At 61.8% G+C, this 24,082-nt stretch carries 24 protein-coding genes; 14 read left to right on the forward strand and 10 right to left on the reverse strand.

What is annotated here, in order from left to right; genetic code table 11:
- Positions 1 to 683 precede the first annotated feature (683 nt).
- From FHR90_RS07475 to FHR90_RS07490, 4 genes are all read right to left on the reverse strand, one after another.
- A complete protein-coding gene (locus FHR90_RS07475) occupies positions 684 to 3,740 on the reverse strand; it encodes an efflux RND transporter permease subunit (protein WP_176621665.1) in 3,057 nt (1,018 codons plus the stop codon).
- Between the two features lie 2 nt (positions 3,741 to 3,742).
- Entirely contained in the window at positions 3,743 to 4,807 is a 1,065-nt protein-coding gene (locus tag FHR90_RS07480) for an efflux RND transporter periplasmic adaptor subunit (protein ID WP_236622836.1), read from the reverse strand.
- 95 nt (positions 4,808 to 4,902) lie between these two features.
- The gene (locus FHR90_RS07485; protein WP_176621664.1) at positions 4,903 to 6,117 is read right to left on the reverse strand and encodes a TolC family protein; all 1,215 of its coding nucleotides are present in this window, start codon (positions 6,115 to 6,117) and stop codon (positions 4,903 to 4,905) included.
- Positions 6,118 to 6,195: 78 nt separating this feature from the next.
- A complete protein-coding gene (locus FHR90_RS07490) occupies positions 6,196 to 8,355 on the reverse strand; it encodes a heavy metal translocating P-type ATPase (protein ID WP_176621663.1) in 2,160 nt (719 codons plus the stop codon).
- A 75-nt stretch (positions 8,356 to 8,430) separates the two neighbouring features.
- On the opposite strand from FHR90_RS07490, the gene FHR90_RS07495 reads away from it, so the two are divergent.
- The 3 genes from FHR90_RS07495 to FHR90_RS07505 all read left to right on the forward strand — a co-directional run bounded on the left by FHR90_RS07495 (position 8,431) and on the right by FHR90_RS07505 (position 10,538).
- The gene (locus FHR90_RS07495; RefSeq protein ID WP_176621662.1) at positions 8,431 to 8,874 is read left to right on the forward strand and encodes a MerR family transcriptional regulator; all 444 of its coding nucleotides are present in this window, start codon (positions 8,431 to 8,433) and stop codon (positions 8,872 to 8,874) included.
- Positions 8,875 to 8,924: 50 nt separating this feature from the next.
- Positions 8,925 to 9,878 carry a cation diffusion facilitator family transporter gene (locus tag FHR90_RS07500; RefSeq protein WP_176621661.1) on the forward strand — a complete coding sequence of 318 codons (954 nt, stop codon included), beginning with the start codon at positions 8,925 to 8,927 and terminating at the stop codon, positions 9,876 to 9,878.
- 336 nt (positions 9,879 to 10,214) lie between these two features.
- Positions 10,215 to 10,538, forward strand: a complete 324-nt coding sequence (locus FHR90_RS07505; protein WP_456305513.1) for a YnfA family protein — start codon at positions 10,215 to 10,217, stop codon at positions 10,536 to 10,538.
- A gap of 10 nt (positions 10,539 to 10,548) precedes the next feature.
- Here the strand turns inward: FHR90_RS07505 and FHR90_RS07510 are convergent, their stop codons facing one another.
- Together FHR90_RS07510 and FHR90_RS07515 are read right to left on the reverse strand one after the other, a co-directional pair.
- Positions 10,549 to 11,154 (reverse strand): cation transporter, encoded by a 606-nt coding sequence (locus tag FHR90_RS07510; protein ID WP_010667497.1) that lies wholly within the window; start codon positions 11,152 to 11,154, stop codon positions 10,549 to 10,551.
- Positions 11,155 to 11,215: 61 nt separating this feature from the next.
- Positions 11,216 to 11,665: a MerR family transcriptional regulator gene (locus tag FHR90_RS07515; protein WP_010667496.1), complete on the reverse strand. Its 450-nt coding sequence runs from the start codon at positions 11,663 to 11,665 to the stop codon at positions 11,216 to 11,218.
- A gap of 105 nt (positions 11,666 to 11,770) precedes the next feature.
- On the opposite strand from FHR90_RS07515, the gene FHR90_RS07520 reads away from it, so the two are divergent.
- Positions 11,771 to 12,148 carry a hypothetical protein gene (locus FHR90_RS07520; protein ID WP_010667495.1) on the forward strand — a complete coding sequence of 126 codons (378 nt, stop codon included), beginning with the start codon at positions 11,771 to 11,773 and terminating at the stop codon, positions 12,146 to 12,148.
- The gene (locus FHR90_RS07525; RefSeq protein WP_023979792.1) at positions 12,145 to 12,501 is read left to right on the forward strand and encodes a hypothetical protein; all 357 of its coding nucleotides are present in this window, start codon (positions 12,145 to 12,147) and stop codon (positions 12,499 to 12,501) included. The genes FHR90_RS07520 and FHR90_RS07525 overlap by 4 nt, the downstream gene beginning before the upstream one ends.
- A 67-nt stretch (positions 12,502 to 12,568) precedes the next feature.
- Here the strand turns inward: FHR90_RS07525 and FHR90_RS07530 are convergent, their stop codons facing one another.
- Positions 12,569 to 12,991, reverse strand: a complete 423-nt coding sequence (locus FHR90_RS07530; RefSeq protein ID WP_018308113.1) for a MerR family transcriptional regulator — start codon at positions 12,989 to 12,991, stop codon at positions 12,569 to 12,571.
- Positions 12,992 to 13,067: 76 nt separating this feature from the next.
- On the opposite strand from FHR90_RS07530, the gene FHR90_RS07535 reads away from it, so the two are divergent.
- From FHR90_RS07535 to FHR90_RS07540, 3 genes are all read left to right on the forward strand, one after another.
- Complete coding sequence (locus FHR90_RS07535) at positions 13,068 to 13,493, forward strand: hypothetical protein (RefSeq protein WP_231367962.1); 426 nt, start codon at positions 13,068 to 13,070, stop codon at positions 13,491 to 13,493.
- Positions 13,490 to 13,714 carry a GDCCVxC domain-containing (seleno)protein gene (locus FHR90_RS17635; RefSeq protein WP_035979039.1) on the forward strand — a complete coding sequence of 75 codons (225 nt, stop codon included), beginning with the start codon at positions 13,490 to 13,492 and terminating at the stop codon, positions 13,712 to 13,714. Before FHR90_RS07535 ends, FHR90_RS17635 begins: the two co-directional genes overlap by 4 nt.
- 211 nt (positions 13,715 to 13,925) lie before the next feature.
- Entirely contained in the window at positions 13,926 to 14,975 is a 1,050-nt protein-coding gene (locus tag FHR90_RS07540; RefSeq protein WP_010667673.1) for a DMT family transporter, read from the forward strand.
- Here FHR90_RS07540 and FHR90_RS17785 read toward each other — a convergent pair.
- On the reverse strand, positions 14,969 to 15,148 hold the full coding sequence (locus FHR90_RS17785; protein WP_010667674.1) for a MerR family DNA-binding protein: 180 nt from the start codon (positions 15,146 to 15,148) through the stop codon (positions 14,969 to 14,971). The genes FHR90_RS07540 and FHR90_RS17785 overlap by 7 nt on opposite strands.
- A gap of 72 nt (positions 15,149 to 15,220) precedes the next feature.
- Between FHR90_RS17785 and FHR90_RS17790 the strand changes: the two genes are divergently transcribed.
- From FHR90_RS17790 to FHR90_RS07575, 6 genes are all read left to right on the forward strand, one after another.
- Complete coding sequence (locus FHR90_RS17790) at positions 15,221 to 15,427, forward strand: SHOCT domain-containing protein (RefSeq protein WP_231867259.1); 207 nt, start codon at positions 15,221 to 15,223, stop codon at positions 15,425 to 15,427.
- A 111-nt stretch (positions 15,428 to 15,538) separates the two neighbouring features.
- Positions 15,539 to 15,910: a hypothetical protein gene (locus FHR90_RS07555; RefSeq protein ID WP_018308115.1), complete on the forward strand. Its 372-nt coding sequence runs from the start codon at positions 15,539 to 15,541 to the stop codon at positions 15,908 to 15,910.
- Between the two features lie 137 nt (positions 15,911 to 16,047).
- Positions 16,048 to 16,458 carry a FixH family protein gene (locus FHR90_RS07560; protein WP_010667677.1) on the forward strand — a complete coding sequence of 137 codons (411 nt, stop codon included), beginning with the start codon at positions 16,048 to 16,050 and terminating at the stop codon, positions 16,456 to 16,458.
- A 1-nt stretch (position 16,459) separates the two neighbouring features.
- On the forward strand, positions 16,460 to 17,716 hold the full coding sequence (locus tag FHR90_RS07565; RefSeq protein ID WP_010667678.1) for a TolC family protein: 1,257 nt from the start codon (positions 16,460 to 16,462) through the stop codon (positions 17,714 to 17,716).
- Between the two features lie 272 nt (positions 17,717 to 17,988).
- The gene (locus FHR90_RS07570) at positions 17,989 to 19,089 is read left to right on the forward strand and encodes an efflux RND transporter periplasmic adaptor subunit (protein WP_243697795.1); all 1,101 of its coding nucleotides are present in this window, start codon (positions 17,989 to 17,991) and stop codon (positions 19,087 to 19,089) included.
- Positions 19,086 to 22,205: an efflux RND transporter permease subunit gene (locus FHR90_RS07575; RefSeq protein WP_029604263.1), complete on the forward strand. Its 3,120-nt coding sequence runs from the start codon at positions 19,086 to 19,088 to the stop codon at positions 22,203 to 22,205. Before FHR90_RS07570 ends, FHR90_RS07575 begins: the two co-directional genes overlap by 4 nt.
- A gap of 91 nt (positions 22,206 to 22,296) precedes the next feature.
- On the opposite strand, the gene FHR90_RS07580 is transcribed toward FHR90_RS07575, so the two are convergent.
- Together FHR90_RS07580 and arsH are read right to left on the reverse strand one after the other, a co-directional pair.
- Entirely contained in the window at positions 22,297 to 23,367 is a 1,071-nt protein-coding gene (locus tag FHR90_RS07580; protein WP_018308117.1) for an ArsO family NAD(P)H-dependent flavin-containing monooxygenase, read from the reverse strand.
- A gap of 8 nt (positions 23,368 to 23,375) precedes the next feature.
- Complete coding sequence (gene arsH, locus FHR90_RS07585; protein WP_018308118.1) at positions 23,376 to 24,074, reverse strand: arsenical resistance protein ArsH; 699 nt, start codon at positions 24,072 to 24,074, stop codon at positions 23,376 to 23,378.
- Between the last annotated feature and the right edge of the window lie 8 nt (positions 24,075 to 24,082).

Genomic DNA, 24,082 nt, shown 5'->3' on the forward strand with positions numbered 1-24,082 from the left:
ATCTCCTCGGGCTTGTGCTTCTTCGCTGGCATGCGTCGTCCCTTCCTTGGTCCAGACTGTCATAGTCGATGGACCACTCAGAAGGGGGCAGCTCAGAGTCACGCCCTCAATTCGCTTCCGTCGTCGTCATGTCGTGCGAGACGGAGAGCGGATTTGGCGATAGAAAACGATGACGAAACTTCCGATAAGTGTTCTGCGTCAGACATGGCAGACGCCTTGATCCGATCCTTCGGATGGAGTGGAGCGCGGAACAAAGCGCATACGCATGTCTTGCGATGTGTTGACGCGGGTCAGAGCGACAGCGCGCAATTCTGGATGAATGTACGAAATATCGTGGATCACCTCATGACGTTGGGGCCGCAGGACCGTGACTTAATTCACTGATCGGTCATGGAAGGTATTCGGAGATGGACATCGAGTCTGAGGACCAGATCGTCAAATTCTGGATAAAACAGCATTTTCGTGCGCGGTTTGGTAGCATTATCAATGAGCCCGTTCCTGATGCACTTCTAGGTCTTCTTCGTGAATCGAACGAGTGTACAGACTTTGAAATTCCTGATGATCGGCCGCATCCTAACCGACCGACATCCACCGCACAGGAAGGTTAGTGTGGGATGCAAACGCCATGGTTGGCGGCAACGGTGAAATGAAGTAGTCACAAAAGGCTCGTATGTCCTCTGAATTCAGCGCTTCCGAAACAGGCTAGCATAAAGGGTTGGTAGAACAAGCAAAGTGAGCAGGGTCGATGTCACAAGACCTCCAATCACAACAGTCGCAAGCGGCCGCTCGACCTCCGCGCCCATGCTTCCCGAAAACGCCATCGGGAAGAAGCCCAGACTAGCGACGCTTGCGGTCGCGATGACAGGCCGGAATCGGGCGCGTGCTGCCTCGAATGCCGCCGTTGCCGCATCAATGCCGGCTTCCTGAAGCGCGCGGATCTGACTTACAAGAACGACGCCATTGAGAATGGCCACACCAAACAGCGCAATGAAACCGATGCTGGCAGCAATACTAAACGGCAACCCACGCAAGGTCAGTGCGAAAATTCCTCCCGTCGCTGCTATAGGGAGATTGATGAATACCAGGGAGGCCGCCCTGAATGATCCTAATGCTGCAATCAGGAGCGCAAATATCAACAAGAGAGCGATGGGTAGAACCAGACCCAGACGTTGCATTGCCGATTTCAGGTTCTCGAACTGTCCGGCCCATTCAAGACGATAGCCTGACGGGAGTCTGACCTTCTCCGCAACCGCTTTTTGCGCCGCTGCGACAAAGGAACTGACGTCCCGCCCCCGGACATTGGCCTGAACAATGACGCGCCTATGAATACGGTCCCGATCAATCCGGGAAGGGCCGTCTATCACCTGTAGTTTCGCAATATCCGACAGCAAGACCCACCCTTGTCCGTCCAACCTGCGCACGGGCAGATTTCCGATCATCGAAACTGACAGGGTCGAAGTCGGATCAAGGCGGATCTGAGTTGGTATGATCGCGTTGCCCACAACAACAGGTTTTCCGATCAATCCACCGATAGCCGTGATCTGGGCAAGAGCGTCGGACACGGCCACCCCACGTCTGGCTGCGGCATCCCGATTGATGTCGATATGCATGAAGGGCACTGTTCCGTCGCCCTGTGGGGCAACATCCGCAGCCCCCGGAACCGCCGCCACGGCTGAGGTCACTTCATCGGCCAGTTTCGCCAGTTCCTTCAAGTCATCGCCATAAACGGAGATAGCTATTTGAGTGCGAACACCTGAGAGCAATTCATCCATTCGCATCTGGATCGGCTGTGACCATTCGTAATTGGCACTGGGGAGCTTCGCCTTGAGGGTGTCGGCCATCGCCTGAACCAACTGATCCTGGGTCCGCCCGGTCTTCCACTGCGAGAGGGGCTTCAGAATGATGAAACTGTCTGACTCGTTGGGGCCCATAGGATCTGTCGGAACAGCCGGTGTGCCAATATTTGTTACCACCGTCTGAACTTCAGGGAACGAACGGATGATTCGTTCCTGTTTCCCGATTTCATCAATGACGGTAGGCAGTGAGGCGCTCGGCCAGCGCGTGACCGTTGTCGTCAGGGAGCCTTCTTCCAGCGTCGGTATAAACTCCCCACCCAACCGCGTGGCCAGGCCAACCGAAACGAGGAACACAGAGATCGTGACGATGATCACTGTCCTGCTATGCTTTTCGCTCCAGGCCAGCATCGGCTCGTAATAGCGTCGCACAAACTGCACGAACCTCGTCTCCTGGTGAGACTTCGGATCACGCAGGAGTACTGCTGCAAGGACGGGGATGCAAATGAAGCAGTAAATCAGTGATGCCAGCAACGCCATGGCGACGGTCTGCGCCATGGGGCGGAACATCTTGCCCTCGATATCTTCCAGAGTGAGGATCGGCAGGTAGACCATAATGATCACGAAAATCGAAAATGTCACCGGCCTGACGACAGACTTCGCCGCTTCAATAGCTGTGTCCCGCATGGAACGCTTTGTGCCTTCAGCCTCCCTCAACGTCATGAAGTGCTCGACGACAACGAGAGAGCTGTCGACAATCATACCGAAATCAATTGCGCCGAGGCTCAGCAGGTTGGCCGAGACCCCGAAAACCCTCATGCCGATGAAGGCTGACAACAGCGCGGCGGGGATGGCGGAGGCAATGACCAGCGACGCGCGCCAGTCACCCAGAACCACGATAAGAACGACAAGCACCAGAGCCGCGCCGATCAGGAGATTTTCCTTGACGGTGGAAATGGTTTCTCCCGTTAGCGTCGAGCGCATATAGTAGGGGTCAAGCGTCACGCCGGCTGGCAACAACTTCTGGATACCAGGAAGTGCTTTGCGGATATTTGCAAGAACGGCATTCGAGCTTGCTCCGTCCTGCATCATTACCGCGCTCAGGACGATCTCTCCGTTTCCGTCCCGGGTCGCCGCGCCGAGGCGCGTCCGCGGACCCAGTGCGATACTCCCCACGTCCTGGACCCGGATGACATGCCCGTTCCGGCCGATTCTGACCGGGATCAGACCGAAATCATTCAGGTCGCCGACCAGGGCACGGCCAACAATCACCTGCTGCTCGGCCTGGTGGGCAATCCAGCCACCACCAGCCGAGGCGTTATTACGGTCAACTGCCTGATAGACGTCTGTCACCGTGACTCCGTAGGTACGCAGCCGAAGCGGGTCGAGCGTGACCTGAAAGGTCTGTTCCGCGCCACCATTGATATTGACCTCGGCCACGCCCGCTAGAAGTCTCAGTTCAGGCGCGACCGTCCAGTGCATGATGCGGTTGAGGTCCATGAGCGAATAGCCAGGTCCGCGGATCTGGAACTGCATGATCTCGCCCATGCCGGTCGTCCGCGGCCCCATCTGAACGCTGACACCCGGAACGGCGACACTCTCACGAGCGGCCGGCAGACGTTCGGCGACACGTGCGCGGTCCAAGTCGATGTCTGTCGCATCGTCGAATTGTAGATAGACCGCAGATACACCCGTCCTTGATACCGAGCGCAAATCAATGAGACCCGGAAGAGCAGTCAGACTGGTCTCGACCGGAAAGGTAATCAACTTTTCGACTTCCTCGGTCGCAAGCCCGGGAGCAGTAACCGTCACCATGACCTGGCGGGGTGAAATGTCGGGAACAGGCTCGACAGGAAGCCCTTCGACACAGGCCAGTCCGGTTATCAGGAGGGCAAAAATCAGACCGAAAACAAAAAAGCGTTGCTTCTGGAAGAATTCAAAGAGCATTTTCAGTCTCCATCGAGACCGGACAGAAGCGCCATCGCCTTGAGCGTAAAGCTCCCCTTTGCGACGATAGTGTCATCAGGCTTGAGATCTCCGGACACCACGCTCTGCTCTGGCCCTTCGAGGAGCACACGAACGGGAACAGGTTGAAACGTATCGGCGCCGGTCTGCCGGTACACCACCATATGCCCGTCGACATTCTGCGGGGCGGCGGACGGCACGATCAGACCGCTGGCCTGCTCCTGCGCAGGAAGCCAGGCATTGAGCTGGGTGCCGGGCCGGAATCTCCGACGCGGATCCGAAAATGTCGCGACAACCTTCACCAGCCCAGTTTCGGGATCGGCAGTACCTTCAATGGTCTGAACCTTTGCCATCGCGGCTTGCGCGGGATCGGCTCCCACGGGCATGAACGTCATCTCAGTGCCAATTGAAATGTCTGATGCATCTTCGGGGCGGACGTTAGCCACGACCCATACGGTTTCCAGACTCGTAATCCTGATTACGACGTCTGTGGGCGAAATATCATTATCGACAGCCGTACCGACCTGTTCGACCATGCCATCAACCGGCGCGATCAGGACCGAATTTTCGAAGTCCACGATCCGTTCCGTTGGCGAGGTGAATTCTTCCTCAAGACGATGGGTCAGGGTTTTGACCGCAGCGTCCTGAAAGTGGACAGCGTTCTGCGCCTCGTGCATCACGGCAAGGCGACGCGACACTTCGCCCGCGGAGACTGTGGCCCCGGCCAATGACTTACCACGACGGTACGCCAGTGCAGTATCAGCGAGGTTGGCCTGGGCGCTGGCCAGACTAGCTTTCGCCTGGGCAAGCTGGAGATCGACGACATGCAATGAGTGATCAATATAGGAGACGAGCTTCTGGCCGACGGTGACTTGCTGGCCGGGCAGGACGTAGACCGCGCGGACTTTGCCATCGCCTGCCGGCCGTATGGACACGGAACGCGCGATGTTCTCCGTTACACTCGCCATCGCCTGAATTCGGGGTCTTACGGAGCCTTTTTTAACCTTGACGGTTTCAAGACCCTCGGCCTGCCGGGCTTCTGCATCCATGGTCACGGTCTGCTGCCACCCCTCTGTTTCTTCCGCCAAAGCCAGGTGAGGTAAAGCCACGAATAGGGCTGCGACAACGAGGATACAGGTCGATCTCATGGTATGTACCCCAAGGCGATAACAGTTCTGACGATCGCAATGCGATAATCGATTTCGGCCTGGCTGAAGGTCAGCAGGGCGTTATAGGCATCCATGCGGGCACGAAGCGCCTCTATGAGTGATGTTTCACCGGATCGCCACGACCGCTCCATGGCGTCCGCGCGCGCAAGCATCTCGTGCGCGGCCTGAGCCGTACTGACGATCGAGGCCGATGTGTTTTTCAGATGTGCCTGGACGCGCGCCATCTCGGCCCTGACGGTCCTCTGGGTGGCGATCTCCTGCCGGATGGCGGTGGAAAGCGCACTCTGAGCGGCCGTTCTCACGGGAACCGATGTGACGTCACTTGGGATCGGCATCCTGAGACTGACCCCAACCTGCGTGTCCCATGGCGAACCGTACTGGCCCTGATTGATCACGCCGACGCCGATTTCCGGATTGGGCATATAACTGTGAGCGGCAAGATGATCCTGTTCCGTGGCGACCGTGACGCTCTGGTGAGCCGCACGCACGCGCGGGTCGTTCGCCTCGCTCCATGGCCGCGCGGTCGCTCGCAGGAATAGCGGCCAGTGCGTGTCGATTTCCGACAGACCGGCTTTCGTCGGATGGCCGGTCAGAATATCCAGATTGGCCTGGGCGGCCTCGACTTCCTCGTCGATGGCATTGCGATCGCTTTCCGAAAGAGCGATCCGCGCATCCACCGCCTGCTGTTCCGCCGATGTGCTTTCTCCTGCATGGCTCGATGCCCGCACGGCCCTGGCCATGCGTCGCAACGCAGCCAGTGTGGAATCCATGGCAGATCGCCGTCGCTCGGCGAGCAGGACAGCCCCGATGGCATCCGTGGCACGAATGGCCACCGCCATATGGGCGACATCCTTCTGTACTACAGCGGCCTGTGCATCGGCTTCAGCCACATGCTCAGTTGCCGTTCCTTGTCCTGGCAGCCAGAGAGGAACGGAGAGACCCACCTGTGTCGTGCGGTACGCATAGTTACGGCCGCTGGGTCTGTCGTCATAATATTGAGCATCGACCGATGGCCCACCTGCGAACCAGGATTTCGCGGCACGCTGGCGTTTCTTTGCCCCAGCTTCCTGAGTCGCGAGATCATTCTGGGCAGGATCATTCGTCCATGCTGCTGCGATGACATCATGCAAGGTGGCGGGAATCGCTGTCGTATCGTCGGCTGTGGCCACGCCACCCGACACCAAAGCCATTGCGAGGCTCGCCGCCACAGATTTCCACCGACACCGAACACAACACACGGACATTCGACTGAAAATTCTCATAATATTTTACGATGTTGCATCGAGGCTGCGGGAGCGCAGCAGCCTCAGCGCGTTGAGGGTGACGAGAACGGTTGCCCCGGTATCGGCCGCAATGGCGATCCAGAGCCCTGTCAGCCCCGCGATGGTGGCAATCAGGAACACTCCTTTCAGCCCAAGAGCGATCGAGACATTTTGACGAACATTTCGCATGGTCGAACGGGCGAGGCGGATCAGCGCTGGAATATCGGAGACTCTGTTCCGCAGGATGGCGGCGTCGGCTGCCTCCAGGGCAACATCGGTCCCCGAGCCGATTGCGACCCCGACAGTTGCCTGTTTGAGTGCAGGCGCGTCGTTGATGCCATCTCCGACCATCATAACACCGCCCTGCGCGGCCAGAGCCCGTATTTCGGCCAACTTCTGCTCCGGCAGCAGTTCGGCCTTGTAATGCGCCCCCAGCATTGAGGCGATCGCGGCGGCTGTCCGGCTATTGTCGCCCGTCAGGATGACCGGCGTAATACCGAGGTTGCGTAACTGGCGCATGGCTTCTGCCGCGTCCGCGCGCGGCTCGTCACGGAGGGCAATCAACGCGAGTGCCTTGTCACCATACAAGACGGCAACGGTTTTTCCTTCCGCCTCAAGTTCGGTGGCACGTGCGGTGTCAGTAGCTGACAACGCGCCGTCGCGTACCGCCTGAAGGGGGCTGGAGATCGTGAAATCCATTCCGTCAATGCGGCCTGTCACCCCTCTTCCGGGAATTGCCCTGCTCTCCTGTGCAACGGGAATGTCGATACCCGGCCCGTTACTCTGGGCTCGGCGCAGGATAGCCTGGGCCAATGGATGGCTGGACGCGCCTTCAACGGCGGCGGCGACAGCAAGAACCTGAGTTTCGGGCAAGCTGTCCAGCACGATGATGTCGGTGACGTCAGGCCGTCCCAGTGTGAGGGTTCCAGTCTTGTCGAGTGCGACTGTCTTCACCCGCGCAGTGGCCTCGATGACCGCTCCTCCCTTGATGAGCAGCCCGTTATGTGCCCCCAGGGCCAGCGCGGACGCTATGGCTGCGGGAACCGATATGACGAGCGCGCAGGGGCAACCAATCAGCAGAAGGGACAACCCGCGATAAACCCAGACCGACCAAGCCTGAGCAAACGCCAGTGGGGGAAGGCATACGACGACCGCCGAAAGCACGACGATCGTCGGCATGTACCAACGGCTGAAGCGGTCGATGAACCGTTGAGTCGGTGCGCGTGCCTCCTCGGCCTGCTCTACAAGATGGATGATGCGGGAGATGGTGTTGTCCGCCGCAGTGCGGGTCACGCGAACCCGCAACGCAGCTTCCGTGTTGACCGAGCCGGCGAAGACGGCATCCGTCGGCCCACGCGACACTGGCACGCTCTCACCAGTGACCGGACTTTCATCAATGCCACTTACGCCGGAAATAATCTCTCCATCCGCCGGAATGCGGTCTCCCGGCCGGACCAGGACCACATCGCCTAGTCGGAGTTCGACAGCAGGAACCTCCCGGATACCGGCAGTGTCTTCGCGCAAGGCGATTTTCGGTACCAACGCTCCGAGCGCGCGGATACCATCACGGGCATGACTGACGGCAACGCCCTCAAGGAGTTCCCCGACCGCGAAGAGGAAGACGACGAGTGCAGCCTCCTGGGCCGCGCCGATAAATAGCGCACCGATCGCCGCGATCATCATCAGGGCTTCGATGGAAAACGGCTGAGCAACCCGGAGCGAGGCTAAGGCGCGGCGGGCAACCGGAAAAAGCCCTACCAGGCAGGCCCCGACAAATGGCCAGGGTTTCATCTCGTTTGGTGCGATCAGGCTGATACCCCAGGCCAGCACCAACAAAATACCGGTCGTGACAACAAGTCGTCCCTTTCCGGTTTTATACCAGGGCGTATCAGGCGCGGCGGCGTCATTCGTCGCATCCTGAGCAAATACAATGTCAGCTACAGTGGCAGGATTGAGGCGCCGGATACCATATCCCAGGCTCCTGACCATCTCTTCGACTTTGGTCACGGAAATCGCATTCTCATCCATGGTCAGTCGCAGTTTCTGAGACACCAGGGAAATCTCTACATTCTGGACGCCTGCGATTTGACCAAGCGCGCCCTTCACCTTGCTGACACAAGCAGCACAGTCCATGCCCGTGACATCCCACTCGCGCCTGTCCGGCATCCGGATTCTCCTGTTCACCCAGCAGCGAATCCGTTATCTACTTCCTCTAGTCGCTAGAGGTTCAAGGGGGCTTTTATGTTCAGTATCGGAAAATTATCCGGGTCAACTGGCGTCAAGGTGCCGACCATCCGCTATTACGAGCAGATCGGCATCCTTGAGGAGCCCGACCGAAGTGAAGGAGGGCAGCGTGTCTATGGAGAGGAAGCAAAAGAGCGCCTGAGTTTTATTCGCCATGCGCGGGAACTTGGATTTTCACTAGATGAAATCCGTGAATTACTAGATCTTGCTGACGATCCCAATCAAAACTGTATGGCCGCATATGAGATAGCAAAACGCAAATTGATCGAGGTCAGGAACCGTATTGCCCGCCTGACGGCTCTCCAGGGCGAATTGCAACGCATGTTGGATCAGTGTTCATGCAACACAATCGGGACCTGTCGGATCATTCAGGTCCTGAGCGATCATTCTTTATGCACGTCAGAACATCTCGGCACGGAGGCAGGGTGCAAAGCGTCGTAAACAAATCATCGAGTATCGCAAACGGGTCGCAGCATGCAGGAGTAGTCCCCATGAACCGCACCATAAAGACCGCATGGGGCACACTTGCCGTCAGTCTGGTCGTTCTGGCCCTGAAGCTTGCCGCCTACTGGATGACGGGCAGCATCGCGCTTTACTCGGATGCGCTGGAAACAATCGTCAATGTAGCGGCCGCCGTCGGCGCGCTTATCGCCCTGTGGGTCAGCGCACAACCCGCAGACGCAAACCATCCCTATGGCCACCAGAAAGCGGAATATCTGAGCGCGATCATCGAGGGTGGCCTCGTGCTCGCAACGGCAATTCTGATCTTCCAGGAAGCCTGGATCGGCTGGCAGCACCCGAAAGCACCGGACACGCCGCTTCTGGGCTTGGCCCTGAATGGCAGCGCCGGGGTTATAAACCTGTTCTGGGCGCTGCTACTGATCCGCAATGGCAAGCAGTGGAAGTCGCCCGCGCTCGTCGCGGGCGGCCGGCACATCCTGACGGACGTCTGGACGACCATTGCGGTCCTGATCGCTTTTGCGCTGATCCCGGTGACTGGTTGGCTCCGGCTTGACCCGGCCATCGGCGGCCTGGTCGCAGTCAATATCCTTTGGGCGGGTTATGGTGTCGTGCGGGAAGCCGTCGCCGGGCTGATGGATGAAGTCTCCGATCCCGAATTGATTTCACGCCTGGACCGGACGATCGCAGGAAATGCATCAGGGGCGCTCGAAGCCCACGACGTGCGGGCGCGTGTCGCGGGCAACACGACATTCGTTGAATTTCATCTCGTGGTCCCGACGGGGATAACCGTCGGCAGGGCGCATGAGATCTGCGACCACATCGAGCACGCACTCAGGACGCAGCTCGGGCAGGCTGTGATCAACATTCACATCGAGCCCGAGGAGAAGGCGAAGCATGGCGACGTCATCATTCCGGACCGACACGCACACGTCAAAAATCGCGAAGAACTGATTTATCCGCAGCAGGACTTTCGCTCGGCCTGAACCGCCGGGCGCGGAGCCGCTCCGTAATCCGCAGCGTATCCACTCCAAAGCCGCGTTTGCCAAACCTTGTGGTGTCTGCCCCGTGGCGGCATCGAACTGGCCACCTCTAAATGGGTCAATTGGATCAATAATCGTTGCCTTCTGTCATCCATTAGAAACATCCCGCCAGAAGTGGCTGAGGCACGTTTCCACGTACAACAGAAATCGCATGCATTGGCCGCTTAAACCGGATAGAAAACGTCTCCGAAAACCCGGGGCCATTCAAATGGCGGGATATGGTGATCGTGGAGTGGCTGCTTCACGATCCTGACTGGAAAGTATGTAACAGTGGGGTTTGTGCTACCTTTCATCATCTATGTCGTCGCGGGTTTTGCAGAGATCGGCGGATGCTTCGCCTTCTGGAGCTGGCTCCGGCTGGGGCGTTCGCCGCTGGTTCTCGTTCCGGGCATGGTGTCGCTGGTCCTGTTCGCCTTTCTGCTGACCCGTATCGATACGGATACGGCGGGGCGGGCCTATGCAGCCTATGGCGGCGTCTACATCACCACCTCGCTCATGTGGATGCGACTGGTCGAGGGGCGCACCCCGGACCGGTGGGAGATTGTTGGTGCCCTGGTGTGCCTCGGCGGGGCCAGCCTGATCCTGCTCGCGCCCCGGACGTAAATTGAGGGGGCTATGCTGCCGCGCGGTGCTCATTGCGCGCGGCCTGCCAGACTTCGCGGGCGGCGTCGGCGTTCATCGCGGCGATACCGAGCCCGACAAGTAGGTCCGGCCATGCGGCGTGCCACAGAAAGGCCGTGACCAGGCCTGCGACGATGATCGCGATATTGGCCAGCACGTCGTTGCGCGCCGACAGGAAGGCAGCGCGCGTCAGACTGCCTGCATGATAGCGATAGCGGGTCAGCATGAGCGCACAGGAGAAATTTACCACAAGCGCCCCCAATCCTGTCACCGACAGGACGAGCGGCTGGGGCGGTGTCGGAAGATTGAATTTTTGCCATGCGGTCCAGAGCGTCGCGAGCGCCGGAACCAGCAGGATAGCGGCAAGGGCCATTCCGACCCGCGCCCGGCTGCGCGCCGTCCAGCCGAGTGCCGCTACGATCAGGAAATTGACGGAGGCGTCTTCCAGGAAATCGACGCTATCCGCGAACAGGGAGACCGAGCCGATGGCAAGCGCTACCGTGAATTCGATGCCAAAATAGGCAAGATTCAGAAGTCCCACGAGAGAGATGACCCGTCGCAGGGTGCCGGCCATGTCGTTCGGTGGTGTGGAATTCATCGTTTTTATCTCTTTCGTTCTATCAGGTTTCTCCCATCCGAAGATGGATTATAGGCGAAGATCAGACCGCACTTTCGCAGCATGCGCGGTTCCCCGCCGGCTCGATGGTGGCAAGTTCGTCAAGAATCACGCACTCGGAGCCGGGACCGCCGGCGCATTGTGCGTCGCAGGTCGCGACGAACCCGGCGATGCTTTTCTCGAGCGCCTTCAATTCGCGCAACTTCGCCCGGACGTCCATCAGGTGAGTATGCGCGAGGTCGCGGGCTTCCGCACAGGATCGCGTACGGTCCTGTACCAATTCGACCAATGCCCGAACCTGATCGATCGAAAAGCCAAACGCCCGGCAGCGCCGAATGAAGGTAAGCCGTCGAACATCGTCTTCAGCATAACGCCGCTGATTGCCTTCCTGTCGTTCCGGACGTGGAAGCAGGCCGATCTCTTCATAATAGCGGATCGTGGGGGCATTGGTACGGGTGCGCTCGGCCAACTCGCCGATCTTGTATCCGGGCATGGGGGGAAACTCGCGTAAAAAATATCTTGAACCTCAAGTTACTTGAACTCGTAAACAAGCGCCAGACCGTCACGCGAACGGGCGGAACGGCATCGAAGTAGTATCGTGACGAAGCCAAACGAGCCTGCCCCACTTGCCTGCACACTGGAGAACAGCGATCTGGCGAGGCGGCTGGAGTGGATCGCCAGTCTCAACGCCAGGGCGCTTCGGTCAGCGCACCGAGATGGTCTTCATCTCGTGCTGGATTATGATCCTGCCGCACGGGACGATATCGCGCGTATGGTCGAAGGCGAACGAACCTGTTGCGCGTTCCTCGCGTTTGACATCGCTGAACGTATGGATGCGCTGACTCTGACGATTACTGCCCCGGAGTATGCGCGTGAGGCTGCGGAAACGCTGCTTGAGCAGTTTGCGTCGCGCAGTCAGCCAGCAACCGCGCCGATGAAAAAGACCTGCGGGTGCGCGGCGGAGTGCGGCGCATGAGCGAGGCGAGCGCATCGGGAAACAAGGCGGCCAGCGCGGTTGCCATGACGGCGTCCAGTGCGGCGCTGGCCTGCGGCGTGTGCTGCGTCGTGCCGCTCGCGCTGCCGGCCGCGATCCTCGGGTCAGTAGGCGGTATTCTCGCCTGGTTCGCCAACGCCTATCGCTGGCTGACGCCGGTCGCGATCCTGGCGGTTGCTGTCGGTTGGTTCTGGGTGGGTTATCAGGCGTACCAGACAGGACACAGGCCTGGCTGGCAGACGCTCGGCATCATGGGGTTCGCCACGATCATGGGGTGTCTTGCATGGCTCTGGCCACGGATCGAGCCGGTGGCGATTGGGTTCTTGCGCGGGTAGCCTGCCGCGGATCGGACGCCATTATTGGACCCACGCCAAGACCTTAACCGCCTCCCGGAACGATACGTCACGGGTTGGGCGTGCTTCCGATCGCAGAGGCACCCAGCATATCGAGCACCGGGCAAGTCAGGGCCTCCGACTCACGGCATTGTTCGATGCTTGTTGTCAGGAGCGATGCGAGCCGTTGCAGGTCGGAGATCTTGCTCTGGATGTCGCCCAGATGAGCTATGGCGAGTGTTCTGACCTCGTCGCAGGAGGGTAGGCCGGGTTCTGCCAAGGCGAGCAGGGTTCTGATTTCCTCGATGTCGAAACCAAGATCCCGCGCGCGTCGGACGAATGACAGGCGCCTGACATCCTCGGCCCGATAATGGCGATAGCCATTACGCGCCCTTCGCGGCGCGGGAATGAGGCCGATGCGCTCATAGTAGCGCACCGTCTCCAGATGAACGCCGGTTTCCGATGCCAGCTTGCCGATCGTGATGGCGACCATGCGTCACTCCTGCTCTTGAGTCCGTAGCCACTACGGGGTGTAGCATGAAGCGCGACGCAATGGGAAAGTGACGATCATGGATGAGACGGCGGACCTGCCTCAACGAACATCACGTAGCCGCATGGGCATGGAAAGAGGTGGAGTCCTGTGTGTCGCGGGCGGTATGGCCGCCGGTGTGGGTGCGCTGATCGCGTCGTCCTGCTGCCTCATTCCGCTCGCCTTCGCTTCTCTGGGCGCCGGTGCGGGGGTTTTCAGTGTTCTGTCGAGACTTGCGCCATGGCGCGTGCCATTGATTGCGCTGGCGGTCGCGGCGCTGGTCAGCGCCTGGGCGCTCAATCGGCGGCAGGCCAGGGTCTGTTGTGCGGGTGTGGAAAGTGGGTCTATCCGGCGACGCATCGGGGTTATCCAGATGCTATCCTTTGCCACCGCGCTCATCGTGCTGGCGGCATTGGTGTGGCCACGCCTGGAACCCGTCCTGCTCAGGAGCCTGTCTGTAAGATGATTCGGCCTGCCTCGCTTCTGACCTGTCCCGCATGTGGCCAGCAATCACTGGAAACCATGCCGACCGATGCCTGCCAGTTCTTTTACGATTGCCCGCATTGTGGCGTCGTCTTGAAACCGAAGCCGGGGGATTGCTGCGTCTTCTGCTCCTATGGCGACGTTCCTTGCCCGCCGGTTCAGGAACATGGGCGACTGGCATGCTGCGGAGACGGTTCGACATAGACCTGGGGCGGCAGCGGCGATGAAGTAATGGTGTCGTCCTGGCCAGTAATGTGACGATCGCCGTTTGACGGTGCGGTCCATGCATCGTGTATCCATTTGGAAAACCGGCACGTTATCATCAAAATCGAAGCGTAGAGCGCGGGCGGTAGTCTGCTCATCGCTTGCAGCGGGGCCCATTCTCGATTGAGCCACCGTGCGGTAGGATCGGGCCATGAACCGCATTGGCATCCTTTTCGCATTATTGTCCGCGATCCTGTTTGGAGCCAGCACACCGTTCGCCAAGCTTCTCCTTGGCTCCGTCGATCCGTGGATGATGGCCGGGCTGCTCTATCTCGGTTCCGGGATCGGTCTGGCGGCGGTGCATCTGTTGCGCTGGATGCGTGGACGCCCCGTTGCGGAAGCGCCGTTGCGGCGTGGGGACTTGCCCTGGTTGGCGTTGGTGATCCTGGCGGGTGGGATTGCCGGCCCATTGCTGTTGATGCTGGGGCTGGCGCGCACCGACGCGGCCAGCGCGTCGCTGTTGCTCAATCTCGAAGGGCTGGCGACGATGGGGATTGCCTGGATCGTATTCCGCGAGAACGTGGACCGGCGGCTTCTGCTGGGCGCCTTCGCCATTCTCTCGGGCGCCGCGTTATTATCATGGCAGGGGCATGCGATGCTTGACCAGGGCGCCCTGTTCATCGCAGCGGCCTGCCTGTGCTGGGGGATCGACAACAACTTGACCGGCAAACTTTCTGCGGCCGATCCGATGCAGATCGCAATGCTCAAGGGGCTGGTCGCAGGGACGGTCAATCTTCTGCTGGCGTTCGGGAGGGGCGGTGTCCTGCCGACTGTCGGGGGACTCGGCGCCGCTGGAGCCGTGGGGTTCATGGGTTACGGGGTGAGCCTTGTCCTGTTCGTGCTGGCCCTGCGCCATCTCGGTGCCGCGCGCACGGGGGCCTATTTCTCGCTTGCGCCGTTCGTCGGCGCGCTGCTGGCGGTTGTGGTGCTCCACGATCCCTTGTCGCTGAGGTTGCTGATCGCCGGCGGCCTGATGGGTTTCGGGTTGTGGCTCCACCTGTCGGAGCGCCACGATCACGAGCATGCGCACGAGGCCATGGAACATGAGCACCGGCATCGCCATGACGAACACCATCAGCATGCGCACGGGCCTGGCGATCCGACGGGCGAACCGCACACGCATCGGCACCGGCACATGCCGATGGTCCATCGGCATCCGCATTATCCCGACCTGCATCATCGGCACGGCCACGCTCACTGACGCGGTGCCAACGCCTCAATGATACGGCAGTCGGCGACGGTGCCATGGTGGCATTGCCCGATCATCGCGACCAGTTCCCGACGCAGGGCCTGCAAGTCACGCATCTTGCCGTCGATCTCCGCCAGATGCGTGCGGGCGATGACGTCGTTCTTCGCGACGTGCGGGGAACGCATCCGGGAATGCCCTTCTTGGCATTGAAAACAGTCGGGACAATGCCAACGTCGTCATGGTTCGTGCGGATCGCCATGCCGGGCCGCATCATTGCCTCATGGGAGGCCGTCATGATGACAAACTGCATGCAGGGCATGGGATGGGGCATGGGCCTGTTCGGCCTGCTCACGCTGATCGTGCTCGTGCTCGCGATCGCGGCACTGGTCAAGTATCTGTGGTGCGCGGAGGGATGGAGGACGCGGATCGGCCGAGTCCCTTCCGCAGATCGGACATTCAAGTGAGTTGCCCGGCCTCGCGTGGCGAGGGATGTCCCAGCCCAAACGACCGGCCCAAGAGCGCGGCATGACTTCCGCTCCGTGCATAAGAGATTGCCCCCTTTGCCTGTTTGCGAGATGATGGCCGGTATGCGGTGGTGCTTTCTCCGACGTCTGGTATTCGTTATCGTTGGTCTTGCCTTTATGGGCGCGGCCACCGTGCAGGCTATGCCGCCGCAGAATGCCGAGCAGGCCACGAGCCTGGATGCGGCCATGCCATGCTGTGATGGGTCGGTCTCGATGCATCCCGCCGGAACGACCGCACCGTTCAAGGGCATGACGCCGGAGTGCCTGAAAACCATGCAGTGCCTCGGCGTGCCTGATCGCCCAACGCAGGCCGCGGCGATCGGAAGCCCGGTCCGCTACAGCATGATCGCCTATAGCCTTGCCGAACGTGTTCCTGTCGGCCGCTCGCCCGAGCCGCTTTCCTTCCCTCCCAGAACCGCCTGATCCCACCGGCGCCGTGACGGCGTTGGTTTCCGCACGTCCTGCGTTCAGGAGCGCGCGTATTCGCGCGTCCTGACCGCAACCGGACGTCGATCAGCGCTCTATCCCCGGATTTCCGGGGCGGGAAGGATTCCATTATCATGCGTACATATCTGATCGCGGGTGCGTTGGCGCTCGCCTCCTGCGTCGTCGTGACCGGTGCCTTTGTGTCACCGACATTCGCGGCAGCGACGGATTATCGTTTCGAGGCTGCCGGCAAGCAGGCACATCTGAGCGGTGACAAGGCTGTCATGATCGTGCGGCTTGTGCATGTGCCCGACGGCAAGCCGGTCATGGACGCCGTCATCTTCGAGAGCAAGGCCGACATGAGCCCCATGGGCATGGCGACGATGACCTCGCCCACGACCATCGAGCCGGCGTCAGGCGATGGGCTCTATCGTATCGACCTCGATGCCGGTGCTCCCGGCCCGTGGGCGATCACGCTCGCGGCCAAGGTGCAGGGTGAAACCGAGACGGTGCGCGGTTCCGTTGTTGTCACGCTGGAGAAATAGCATGGCAACCCGGCGGAACCGTGACGCGGCGGGGCGCCTGCTCCTGGCTGCGGCTGCTCTTATCGTTTCATCCGGGGCTGCTCGTGCGGCTGAAGGGCCGCCGGGTGCCACCGTAGAGAGCCTGCTCGCGCTCGGCGAGCGCCTGAACCCCGCGGTGCGGGCCGCCGGACTCGATACGACCGCCGCTGCGGCCCAGGCGGAAGCGGCCGGTGCGCTGGACGATCCGGTGCTGACGGAGAATTACCAGAATTATCACTCCGGCGGCCTGTTCAGCATGAACTTCATCACGATCTCGCAAACTTTCCCGCTCTGGGGAAAGCGGGATCTGCGTCATCGTGCGGCGCTGTCCGAGGTGGACGCGGCGCGCGGCCGGGAGCGGGCCGCCCAGGACGAACTCGACGCGCAGATCAAAATTGCCTTCGCGCGCTATTACGCTTTTACCCGCGCGCTGGTGGTCAACCGGCAGATCCAGACGCTCGCCCGCAAGATGCGGCAGGCGACCATGGTGCGCTACGGCCAGGGCGACGGTGCCCAATCGGGCGTGATCCAGGCCCAGGAGGAGGAGACGAACACCGTCATCGAGGCGAGCCGGCTGGAGGCCGAGCGAGAGTCCGCCGCCGCCCAACTGAATGCGCTGCTGGCCCGCCCCCCGGGCGCCCCATTGGCCGAGCCCATGCGGCTACGTCCGATCCCAGCGGTTCTGCCGCGCGTGGAGAGCTTGCTCGACCGGGCGCGCAGCGGGAATGGCGCCGTCCATGCGAACAGCGCGGCAATCGACGAGGCGGAAAGCCGGAGACGGCTGGCCGAGCGGGCCTGGTATCCCGATGTGACGGTCGGCGGCGGCCCGGTCGTGCAGACCAATGCCCCGACGGGGTTCAGCGCCATGGTCTCGCTGAGCATCCCCGTGCAGTTCGGTGCCAAGCGCGCCGACGAAGACGCGCAGACCGCGCGCCTTGATGCCGCCGAGCGCCGTCGCGACGGAACGATGGCGACCATCCAGGCAGCCTTGGCCGAAGCCTTGGCCCGCCTCAAGGCGGCGCGCGATGTGGAGAGCCTCCTCCGTCGCCAGCGTATGCCGCAGGCGGACGCGCTCTCGCGGACGACGCTGGCCAGCTACAGCCAGGGGCATGGCGATCTCGCGGCAGCGATCGCGGCGGAACATCAGATGCACGACACCGAGCTGGAGCTTCTCCGGACCGAGACCGACGAACAGACGGAACTGGCCACCATCGAGCGCCTGATCGGGGGTGATCTGTGAAGGTGCGTCTTCTGTCCCTGGTCCTGGCGTTGCTCCCGCTTTCGACCGCTACGCCAGGACCGGCGACGGCGACTGACCGAACGCCACTCTATTACCAGGATCCGGACGGCAAGCCCGCCTATTCCGCCAATCCGAAGAAGACGTCGGAGGGTCGGGATTATGTTCCGGTCTATGCTGACGGGTCACAGGGGTCTGGTGCCGCGTCCTCGCGATCCTCCGGTCCCTCGGCCCGGTCGGCGGATCGTGGCCGGGTGCTATTTTATCGCAATCCCATGGGGCTGCCCGACACTTCGCCGGTGCCGAAGAAAGATGCCATGGGGATGGCGTACCTCCCTGTCTATGAGAACGAGATCCGGGATGCGGGAACGGTTTTTGTGCCGCCCGGTCGTTTGCAGATCCTCGGCGTGCGGACTTCCGTTGCCGCAGTGCAGCCGGTGCTGAACCGCAGCGTGCATGCCACCGGCATTGCCCAGTTCGATGAACGGCGCATCGCCTTGGTGACAAGCAGGGTCGGCGGCTGGGTCGAGCATCTCGATATCGCTGCCACAGGCGATCCTGTCTGGCGTGGCCAGGTCATGGCCGAAATCTACGCGCCGGATCTGGTTGCATCCGAGCAGGAATATCTGATTGCCACCAGTTTGGACCCGGCTATGGCAACGGCCGCGCTGGAGCGCCTGCGCTCTCTTGGGGCGCCTGAGACCGAAATCGCGCGGCTGCGACGCACCCGGCATGCCGTGCGGCACATCCCGGTCGTTGCGCCGGCGGACGGGGTCGTGACCGAAAAGATGGCGGTGGAGGGCGCGCGCGTCGGGCCGGACCAACCGCTGTACCGGACGGCGGCGACCGCACCGATCTGGCTGATTGCCGAAGTGCAGGAGCAGGATCTGGGCGCGGTGCGGGTCGGTCAGCAGGCGCACGCCAGCCTTGTCGCCTTTCCCGGTCGTCGCTTCGACGGAACCGTCGATTTCCTCTATCCGAGCGTCTCCACCGAGACGCGAACCGGACGTATCCGGATCGTGTTGCCGAATGCGGATAGTGTGCTGCGGGCAGGCATGTATGCCGATATCGCGATCGATGTCCCTGCGTCCATGGCGGGGCCGGTGCTGGTCGTGCCGTCCTCGTCGGTTATCGACAGCGGCACCCGTCAGGTTGTGCTGGTCGAAACGGGGGAGGGCCGTTTTGCACCCCGTTCGGTGCGCGTCGGCGCGCGTGGCAATGACGAGGCTCAGATCCTGGATGGCCTGAAGGCGGGGGAAAGCGTGGTGGTCGGCGCCAACTTTCTGATCGATTCCGAAAGTAATCTGCGCGCCGCCCTACAGGCCTTTACCGTGCCGGACAGCAAGCCTGCCCGGGCAGGGAGTGCCGGTCGATGATTGCCAGAATCATTGCGGTGTCGGCGCGTAACCCGCTGCTGGTGATACTGGCAACGTTGTTCCTCGTGGGGGCTGGTGTCTGGGCGGTGATGAACACGCCGCTCGATGCCATTCCCGATCTCTCGGACACGCAGGTGATCGTCTATACCGACTATCCCGGCCAGGCGCCGCAGGTCGTCGAGGATCAGGTCACCTATCCCTTGACCACGGCGTTGCTGGCCGTGCCGCATTCGAAAGTGGTGCGCGGTTTTTCGACGTTCGGCACGTCGTTCGTCTACGTCGTCTTCGACGACGGTACCGATCTCTACTGGGCGCGTTCGCGCGTGCTGGAATATCTCAATTTCGCGCAGAAGCGCCTGCCCGCGGGTGTCACGCCGTCGCTGGGGCCGGATGCAACCGGTGTCGGCTGGGTCTACGAATATGTCGTCCAGGGTAAACAGCGCACGCTGGCGGAATTGCGCAGCCTGCAGGATTGGGTGATCCGCTTTCAATTGACCAAGGCGTCCGGCGTCGCCGAGGTGGCCGCCATTGGCGGGTTCGAACGGCAATATCAGATCGTCGTCGATCCCCGGAAGCTCCAGGCCTACGGTATCCCGCTGTCGCGCGTGGGCGATGCGGTGCGGCAGGGCAATCAGGATGTCGGCGGTCGCACCATCGAGCTGACCGAAACGGAATATATGGTGCGCGGTCGGGGCTATGTGCGCGATGTCCGCGATCTGGAGCGGATCGTGCTGAAGGTCGACGCCGTCGGAACGCCAGTCACGGTGGGAGACGTCGCGCGCGTCGAACTCGGCCCCGACGAGCGGCGCGGCATCGCGGAACTGGACGGTGTGGGAGAGGCGGTCGGCGGCATCGTCGTCAAGCGCGACGGAGCGGATGCCTTGACGACGATCCGGAGCGTCAGGCAGCGGATCGCCGAGCTGCTGCCTAGCCTGCCGCCGGGCGTTTCCATTGTGCCGGTCTATGATCGCTCGGCCCTGATCCTGCGTGCCATCGCCACGCTCCGGCACACGCTGATCGAGGAGAGTCTCATCGTCTCCTTCGTCTGCGTCGTCTTCCTGCTGCACGTCCGCAGTGCGCTGGTCGCGATCGTGACCCTGCCTGTCGGCGTCCTGTTCGCTTTCCTGGCCATGCACATGATCGGTGTCGGGTCGAACATCATGAGTCTGGGCGGCATCGCCATCGCGCTCGGGGCGATGGTGGATGCGGCGATCGTGATGATCGAAAATGCGCACAAGCACGTGGAGCGGCTGGCGCCCGGTGAAGCGCGTGGCCCGGCGCTGCTGGCGGCGGCGAACGAGGTCGGGCCGTCGCTGTTCTTCAGCCTGCTGATCATCACCGTGTCCTTCCTGCCGGTGTTCGCCCTGGAGGGGCAGGAAGGACGATTGTTCAAGCCGCTCGCATACACAAAGACCTTTTCCATGGCGGGCGGCGCGCTGCTCGCGGTGACGCTGGTGCCGGTCCTGATGCTGGCCTTCGTGCGCGGCCGCATCCTTCCCGAAGCGCGTAATCCGATCAATCGCGTGCTGATCGCGCTCTATCGTCCCGTAATCCGCGTCGTGCTGCGGGGACCGGTCCTGCTCGTCCTCCTTGCGATCGGGATTGGCGCCGGTACGATCTATCCGGCGGCCCATCTGGGCAGCGAGTTCATGCCCGATCTGAACGAGGGGACATGGCTCTACATGCCGGTCACGCCGCCAGGTCTCTCGGTCACCAAGGCGGTCGAGCTGCTGCAGGGTCAGGACCGCATCATCAAGAGCTTTCCCGAGGTCCAGTCGGTGTTCGGCAAGGCCGGGCGCGCGGCGACGGCCACCGATCCGGCGCCCACGGAAATGTTCGAGACGGTGATCACTCTCAAGCCGCAAAGCGAATGGCCGGCCGGCATGACCCCGGACCAACTGAAGGCCGACATGAACCGGGCGCTTGACCTGCCGGGGGTGAGCAACGCGTGGACGCAGCCGATCCGCGCCCGCATCGACATGCTCGCCACGGGGATTCGTACCCCGGTGGGGGTGAAGGTGTTCGGGCCGGATCTGGGACAGCTCGCCAGAATTGCGGAACAGGTCGAGCAGGTCGTGCGCACCATTCCCGGAACCACCAGTGCGTTTGCCGAGCGCCTGGAGGGTGGCCACTATCTGGAGATTATACCCGACCGGAACGCGATCGCGCGCTATGGCCTGTCGGTCGACGATGTGATGCAGGTGGTGGCCACGGCGCTCGGCGGCCAGACGGTCACGACGACCGTGGAAGGGCGCGAGCGTTACGGCGTGAGCGTCCGCTACCCGCGTGACCTGCGCGATGACCCGCAGGCGATCGCCGAACAGGTGCTGCTGCCGACGCCGGGCGGGGCGATGATCCCGCTGGGGCAGGTGGCGGTGATCCGTCTCACCGGGGGACCGCCCTCGATCCGCACCGAGGATGCCCAGCTTGTCGCCTATGTCTATGTGGACCTGAACGGACGCGATATCGGCGGCTACGTCAACGACGCGGCCCGCGCCGTGCGCGAGCGGGTTACGCTCCCGCAGGGATACCGCGTCGCGTGGAGCGGCCAGTTTGAATATATGCAGCACGCCATGGCGCGGCTGAAGCTGGTCGTGCCGGCAACGCTGGTTCTGATCTTCGTGCTGCTCTATCTCAATTTCGGACGGATCACGGAGACGCTGATCGTGCTGCTGTCGGTGCCGTTTGCGCTGGTCGGTGGGATCTGGCTGACCTGGTGGTTGGGCTACAATGTCAGTGTCGCTGTCGTGGTGGGGTTCATCGCCCTCGCGGGTGTCGCGTCCGAGACGGGCGTGATCATGCTGATCTATCTCGACAATGCCTTGGCAGACGTCAGCGGCAGGGCCCAGGCCGAAGGGCGCGCACTGACGCGCGCGGACTTGAGGGCTGCGATCATGCACGGCGCGGTGGAGCGCGTGCGGCCGAAAATGATGACGGTCACGGCGATCATGGCGGGCCTTGTGCCCATCCTGTGGAGCGCCGGCACCGGGTCCGAGGTCATGCGCCGGATCGCGGCCCCCATGGTGGGCGGCATGGTCTCGTCGACCGTGCTGACCCTGCTGGTTATTCCGGCGCTCTATGCTCTCGTGAAGGGATGGCGGCTGTCGCGTGGGTAAACATGGCAGACGTGTCGGCATATAATAGGGCATTATCTCCATGCCGTCTTCCGCCCTCATCCTGATCATAGAATGAAGACCTTCAAGTTTTCTACAAACGGACATCCTGTGTTGGCGACGCAAGCCAGGCCGCCAGTTGCCGGACCATGGATCTCGCGACACGGCCCGCCCCCAGCAGGGTGGCGCATGCGGGGCCGCACCAGGAGCCATAACCCAGCAGCCAGAGACGTGGCTCCCTGATGGCCTGCTGGCCGTCAACGCGGATCAGCCCGTCCGGCTCGATCACGTCGAGCGGCGCAAATGCACCAAGCGCGGGTCGGAAGCCGGTACACCAGATGATCGCGTCAATGGCCTCTTCCTGGCCATCGGGCCAGACGACGCCCGTAGCCGTCATCCGCACAAACGGGCGCACCGCGTGGAGCGCGCCTCGCTCCCTGGCGGCGCGCACGGGTGGTACCATGACGATATCGCCAAAGCCGCCAGTGGGCATGGCCGACGGGCCGCCGAGAACGCGAGCGGTCGCCCGCTCGAACAGGACTCGTCCGTCCACGTCATCGGGCAGGAAGACGGGATCATGCAGCGTGACCCATGTTGCCTGGGCGACAAGCGACAGTTCCGCCATAATCTGCGCACCGGAGTTGCCCCCGCCCAGCACGAGCACACGGCGACCGGCAAAGGGTACCGCGTTGTGGTAATGGGAGGAGTGGATTTGCGCTCCCGCAAACAACCCTTGGCCCGGATAATCGGGGATGAAGGGCGCAGACCATGTGCCGGTGGCGCCGATGACCGCGCGGCTTAGGAAATCACCCACGCTGGTGCTGACATTCAGGAATTTCTGGTCAGTGCGTTCCACACGTCCGACCATTACGGGGCGGTGGATCGGCGGCGCATAGCGCGCTTCGTAGCGGTGCAGATAGTCAAGCACCTCGTCGCGGGTGGGGTAGCTGCCATCCGGCGTGTCGGGCATCGGCCAGCCGGGGAGAGAACTGTAGGACGCGGGCGAGAACAGATGCAGGGAGTCCCAGCCATGCACCCATGCACCACCTGCCTGGGTCCCGTTATCGAGAATGACGTAACGCAGTCCGGTCCGTCGTAGAAAATACGACGCGGCGAGGGCCGCCTGACCGCCCCCCACGATCACGACATCGAACTGCTCGCCCATTGCCCGGCTCACAGGCTTTCCGGGAGACGGAATTCCGTCTTCCGTTCGCTATAGCGGTCCACGAGGTAGTCGGCCCGGTCGCGCAGCAGCCATGTGAACTTCATCAGTTCCTCCATGACATCTACCATCCGGTCATAGAGGGGGGACGGCTTCATGCGGTCATCGTCACCGAACTGCGTATAGGCCATTGGCACGCTGGACTGGTTGGGGATGGTGAACATCCGCATCCATCGGCCCAGAACCCGCAGGGCATTGACGGAATTGAAGCTTTGCGATCCGCCTGAGACCTGCATGACCGCCAGCGTGCGGCCCTGCGTCGGACGGATCGAGCCTTCGGACAATGGCAACCAGTCGATCTGGTTTTTGAACACAGCGGTTATGTTGCCGTGCCGTTCGGGGCTGCACCAGACCTGGCCTTCCGACCAGATCGACAGTTCCCGCAGTTCCTGCACTTTCGGATGCGTGGCAGGCACGGAATCCGCTATCGGCAGGCCGGTCGGGTCGAACACCCGTGTCTCGGCCCCCAGCACCTTCAGGATGCGTTCCGCCTCAAGCACCAGCAACCGACTGAAGGATCGGGGACGCAAAGAGCCGTAGAGCAGCAGGATACGCGGCGGATGGTCCACACGCGGTTGCGGTTCGAGCCGCGCGAGATCGACCCGTTCAAGATATTCGGGGTGCAGGGCTGGCAGGTCAGGAGCGGTCATATATATCG

This window comes from Endobacter medicaginis (genome assembly GCF_014192375.1).
In the GTDB taxonomy this organism is placed as follows: domain Bacteria; phylum Pseudomonadota; class Alphaproteobacteria; order Acetobacterales; family Acetobacteraceae; genus Endobacter; species Endobacter medicaginis.

Excerpts from the sequence above, each read along its gene's own strand:
- FHR90_RS07475 (WP_176621665.1), bottom strand. The coding sequence starts at position 3,740 with ATGCTCTTTGAATTCTTCCAGAAGCAACGCTTTTTTGTTTTCGGTCTG.
- FHR90_RS07480 (WP_236622836.1), bottom strand. The coding sequence starts at position 4,807 with ATGGATGCAGAAGCCCGGCAGGCCGAGGGTCTTGAAACCGTCAAGGTT.
- FHR90_RS07485 (WP_176621664.1), bottom strand. The coding sequence starts at position 6,117 with ATGGCTTTGGTGTCGGGTGGCGTGGCCACAGCCGACGATACGACAGCG.
- FHR90_RS07490 (WP_176621663.1), bottom strand. The coding sequence starts at position 8,355 with ATGCCGGACAGGCGCGAGTGGGATGTCACGGGCATGGACTGTGCTGCT.
- FHR90_RS07495 (WP_176621662.1), top strand. The coding sequence starts at position 8,431 with ATGTTCAGTATCGGAAAATTATCCGGGTCAACTGGCGTCAAGGTGCCG.
- FHR90_RS07500 (WP_176621661.1), top strand. The coding sequence starts at position 8,925 with ATGAACCGCACCATAAAGACCGCATGGGGCACACTTGCCGTCAGTCTG.
- FHR90_RS07510 (WP_010667497.1), bottom strand. The coding sequence starts at position 11,154 with ATGAATTCCACACCACCGAACGACATGGCCGGCACCCTGCGACGGGTC.
- FHR90_RS07515 (WP_010667496.1), bottom strand. The coding sequence starts at position 11,665 with ATGCCCGGATACAAGATCGGCGAGTTGGCCGAGCGCACCCGTACCAAT.
- FHR90_RS07525 (WP_023979792.1), top strand. The coding sequence starts at position 12,145 with ATGAGCGAGGCGAGCGCATCGGGAAACAAGGCGGCCAGCGCGGTTGCC.
- FHR90_RS07530 (WP_018308113.1), bottom strand. The coding sequence starts at position 12,991 with ATGGTCGCCATCACGATCGGCAAGCTGGCATCGGAAACCGGCGTTCAT.
- FHR90_RS07535 (WP_231367962.1), top strand. The coding sequence starts at position 13,068 with ATGGATGAGACGGCGGACCTGCCTCAACGAACATCACGTAGCCGCATG.
- FHR90_RS17635 (WP_035979039.1), top strand. The coding sequence starts at position 13,490 with ATGATTCGGCCTGCCTCGCTTCTGACCTGTCCCGCATGTGGCCAGCAA.
- FHR90_RS07540 (WP_010667673.1), top strand. The coding sequence starts at position 13,926 with ATGAACCGCATTGGCATCCTTTTCGCATTATTGTCCGCGATCCTGTTT.
- FHR90_RS17785 (WP_010667674.1), bottom strand. The coding sequence starts at position 15,148 with ATGCGTTCCCCGCACGTCGCGAAGAACGACGTCATCGCCCGCACGCAT.
- FHR90_RS17790 (WP_231867259.1), top strand. The coding sequence starts at position 15,221 with ATGCCGGGCCGCATCATTGCCTCATGGGAGGCCGTCATGATGACAAAC.
- FHR90_RS07555 (WP_018308115.1), top strand. The coding sequence starts at position 15,539 with ATGATGGCCGGTATGCGGTGGTGCTTTCTCCGACGTCTGGTATTCGTT.
- FHR90_RS07560 (WP_010667677.1), top strand. The coding sequence starts at position 16,048 with ATGCGTACATATCTGATCGCGGGTGCGTTGGCGCTCGCCTCCTGCGTC.
- FHR90_RS07565 (WP_010667678.1), top strand. The coding sequence starts at position 16,460 with ATGGCAACCCGGCGGAACCGTGACGCGGCGGGGCGCCTGCTCCTGGCT.
- FHR90_RS07570 (WP_243697795.1), top strand. The coding sequence starts at position 17,989 with ATGGGGCTGCCCGACACTTCGCCGGTGCCGAAGAAAGATGCCATGGGG.
- FHR90_RS07575 (WP_029604263.1), top strand. The coding sequence starts at position 19,086 with ATGATTGCCAGAATCATTGCGGTGTCGGCGCGTAACCCGCTGCTGGTG.
- FHR90_RS07580 (WP_018308117.1), bottom strand. The coding sequence starts at position 23,367 with ATGGGCGAGCAGTTCGATGTCGTGATCGTGGGGGGCGGTCAGGCGGCC.
- arsH (WP_018308118.1), bottom strand. The coding sequence starts at position 24,074 with ATGACCGCTCCTGACCTGCCAGCCCTGCACCCCGAATATCTTGAACGG.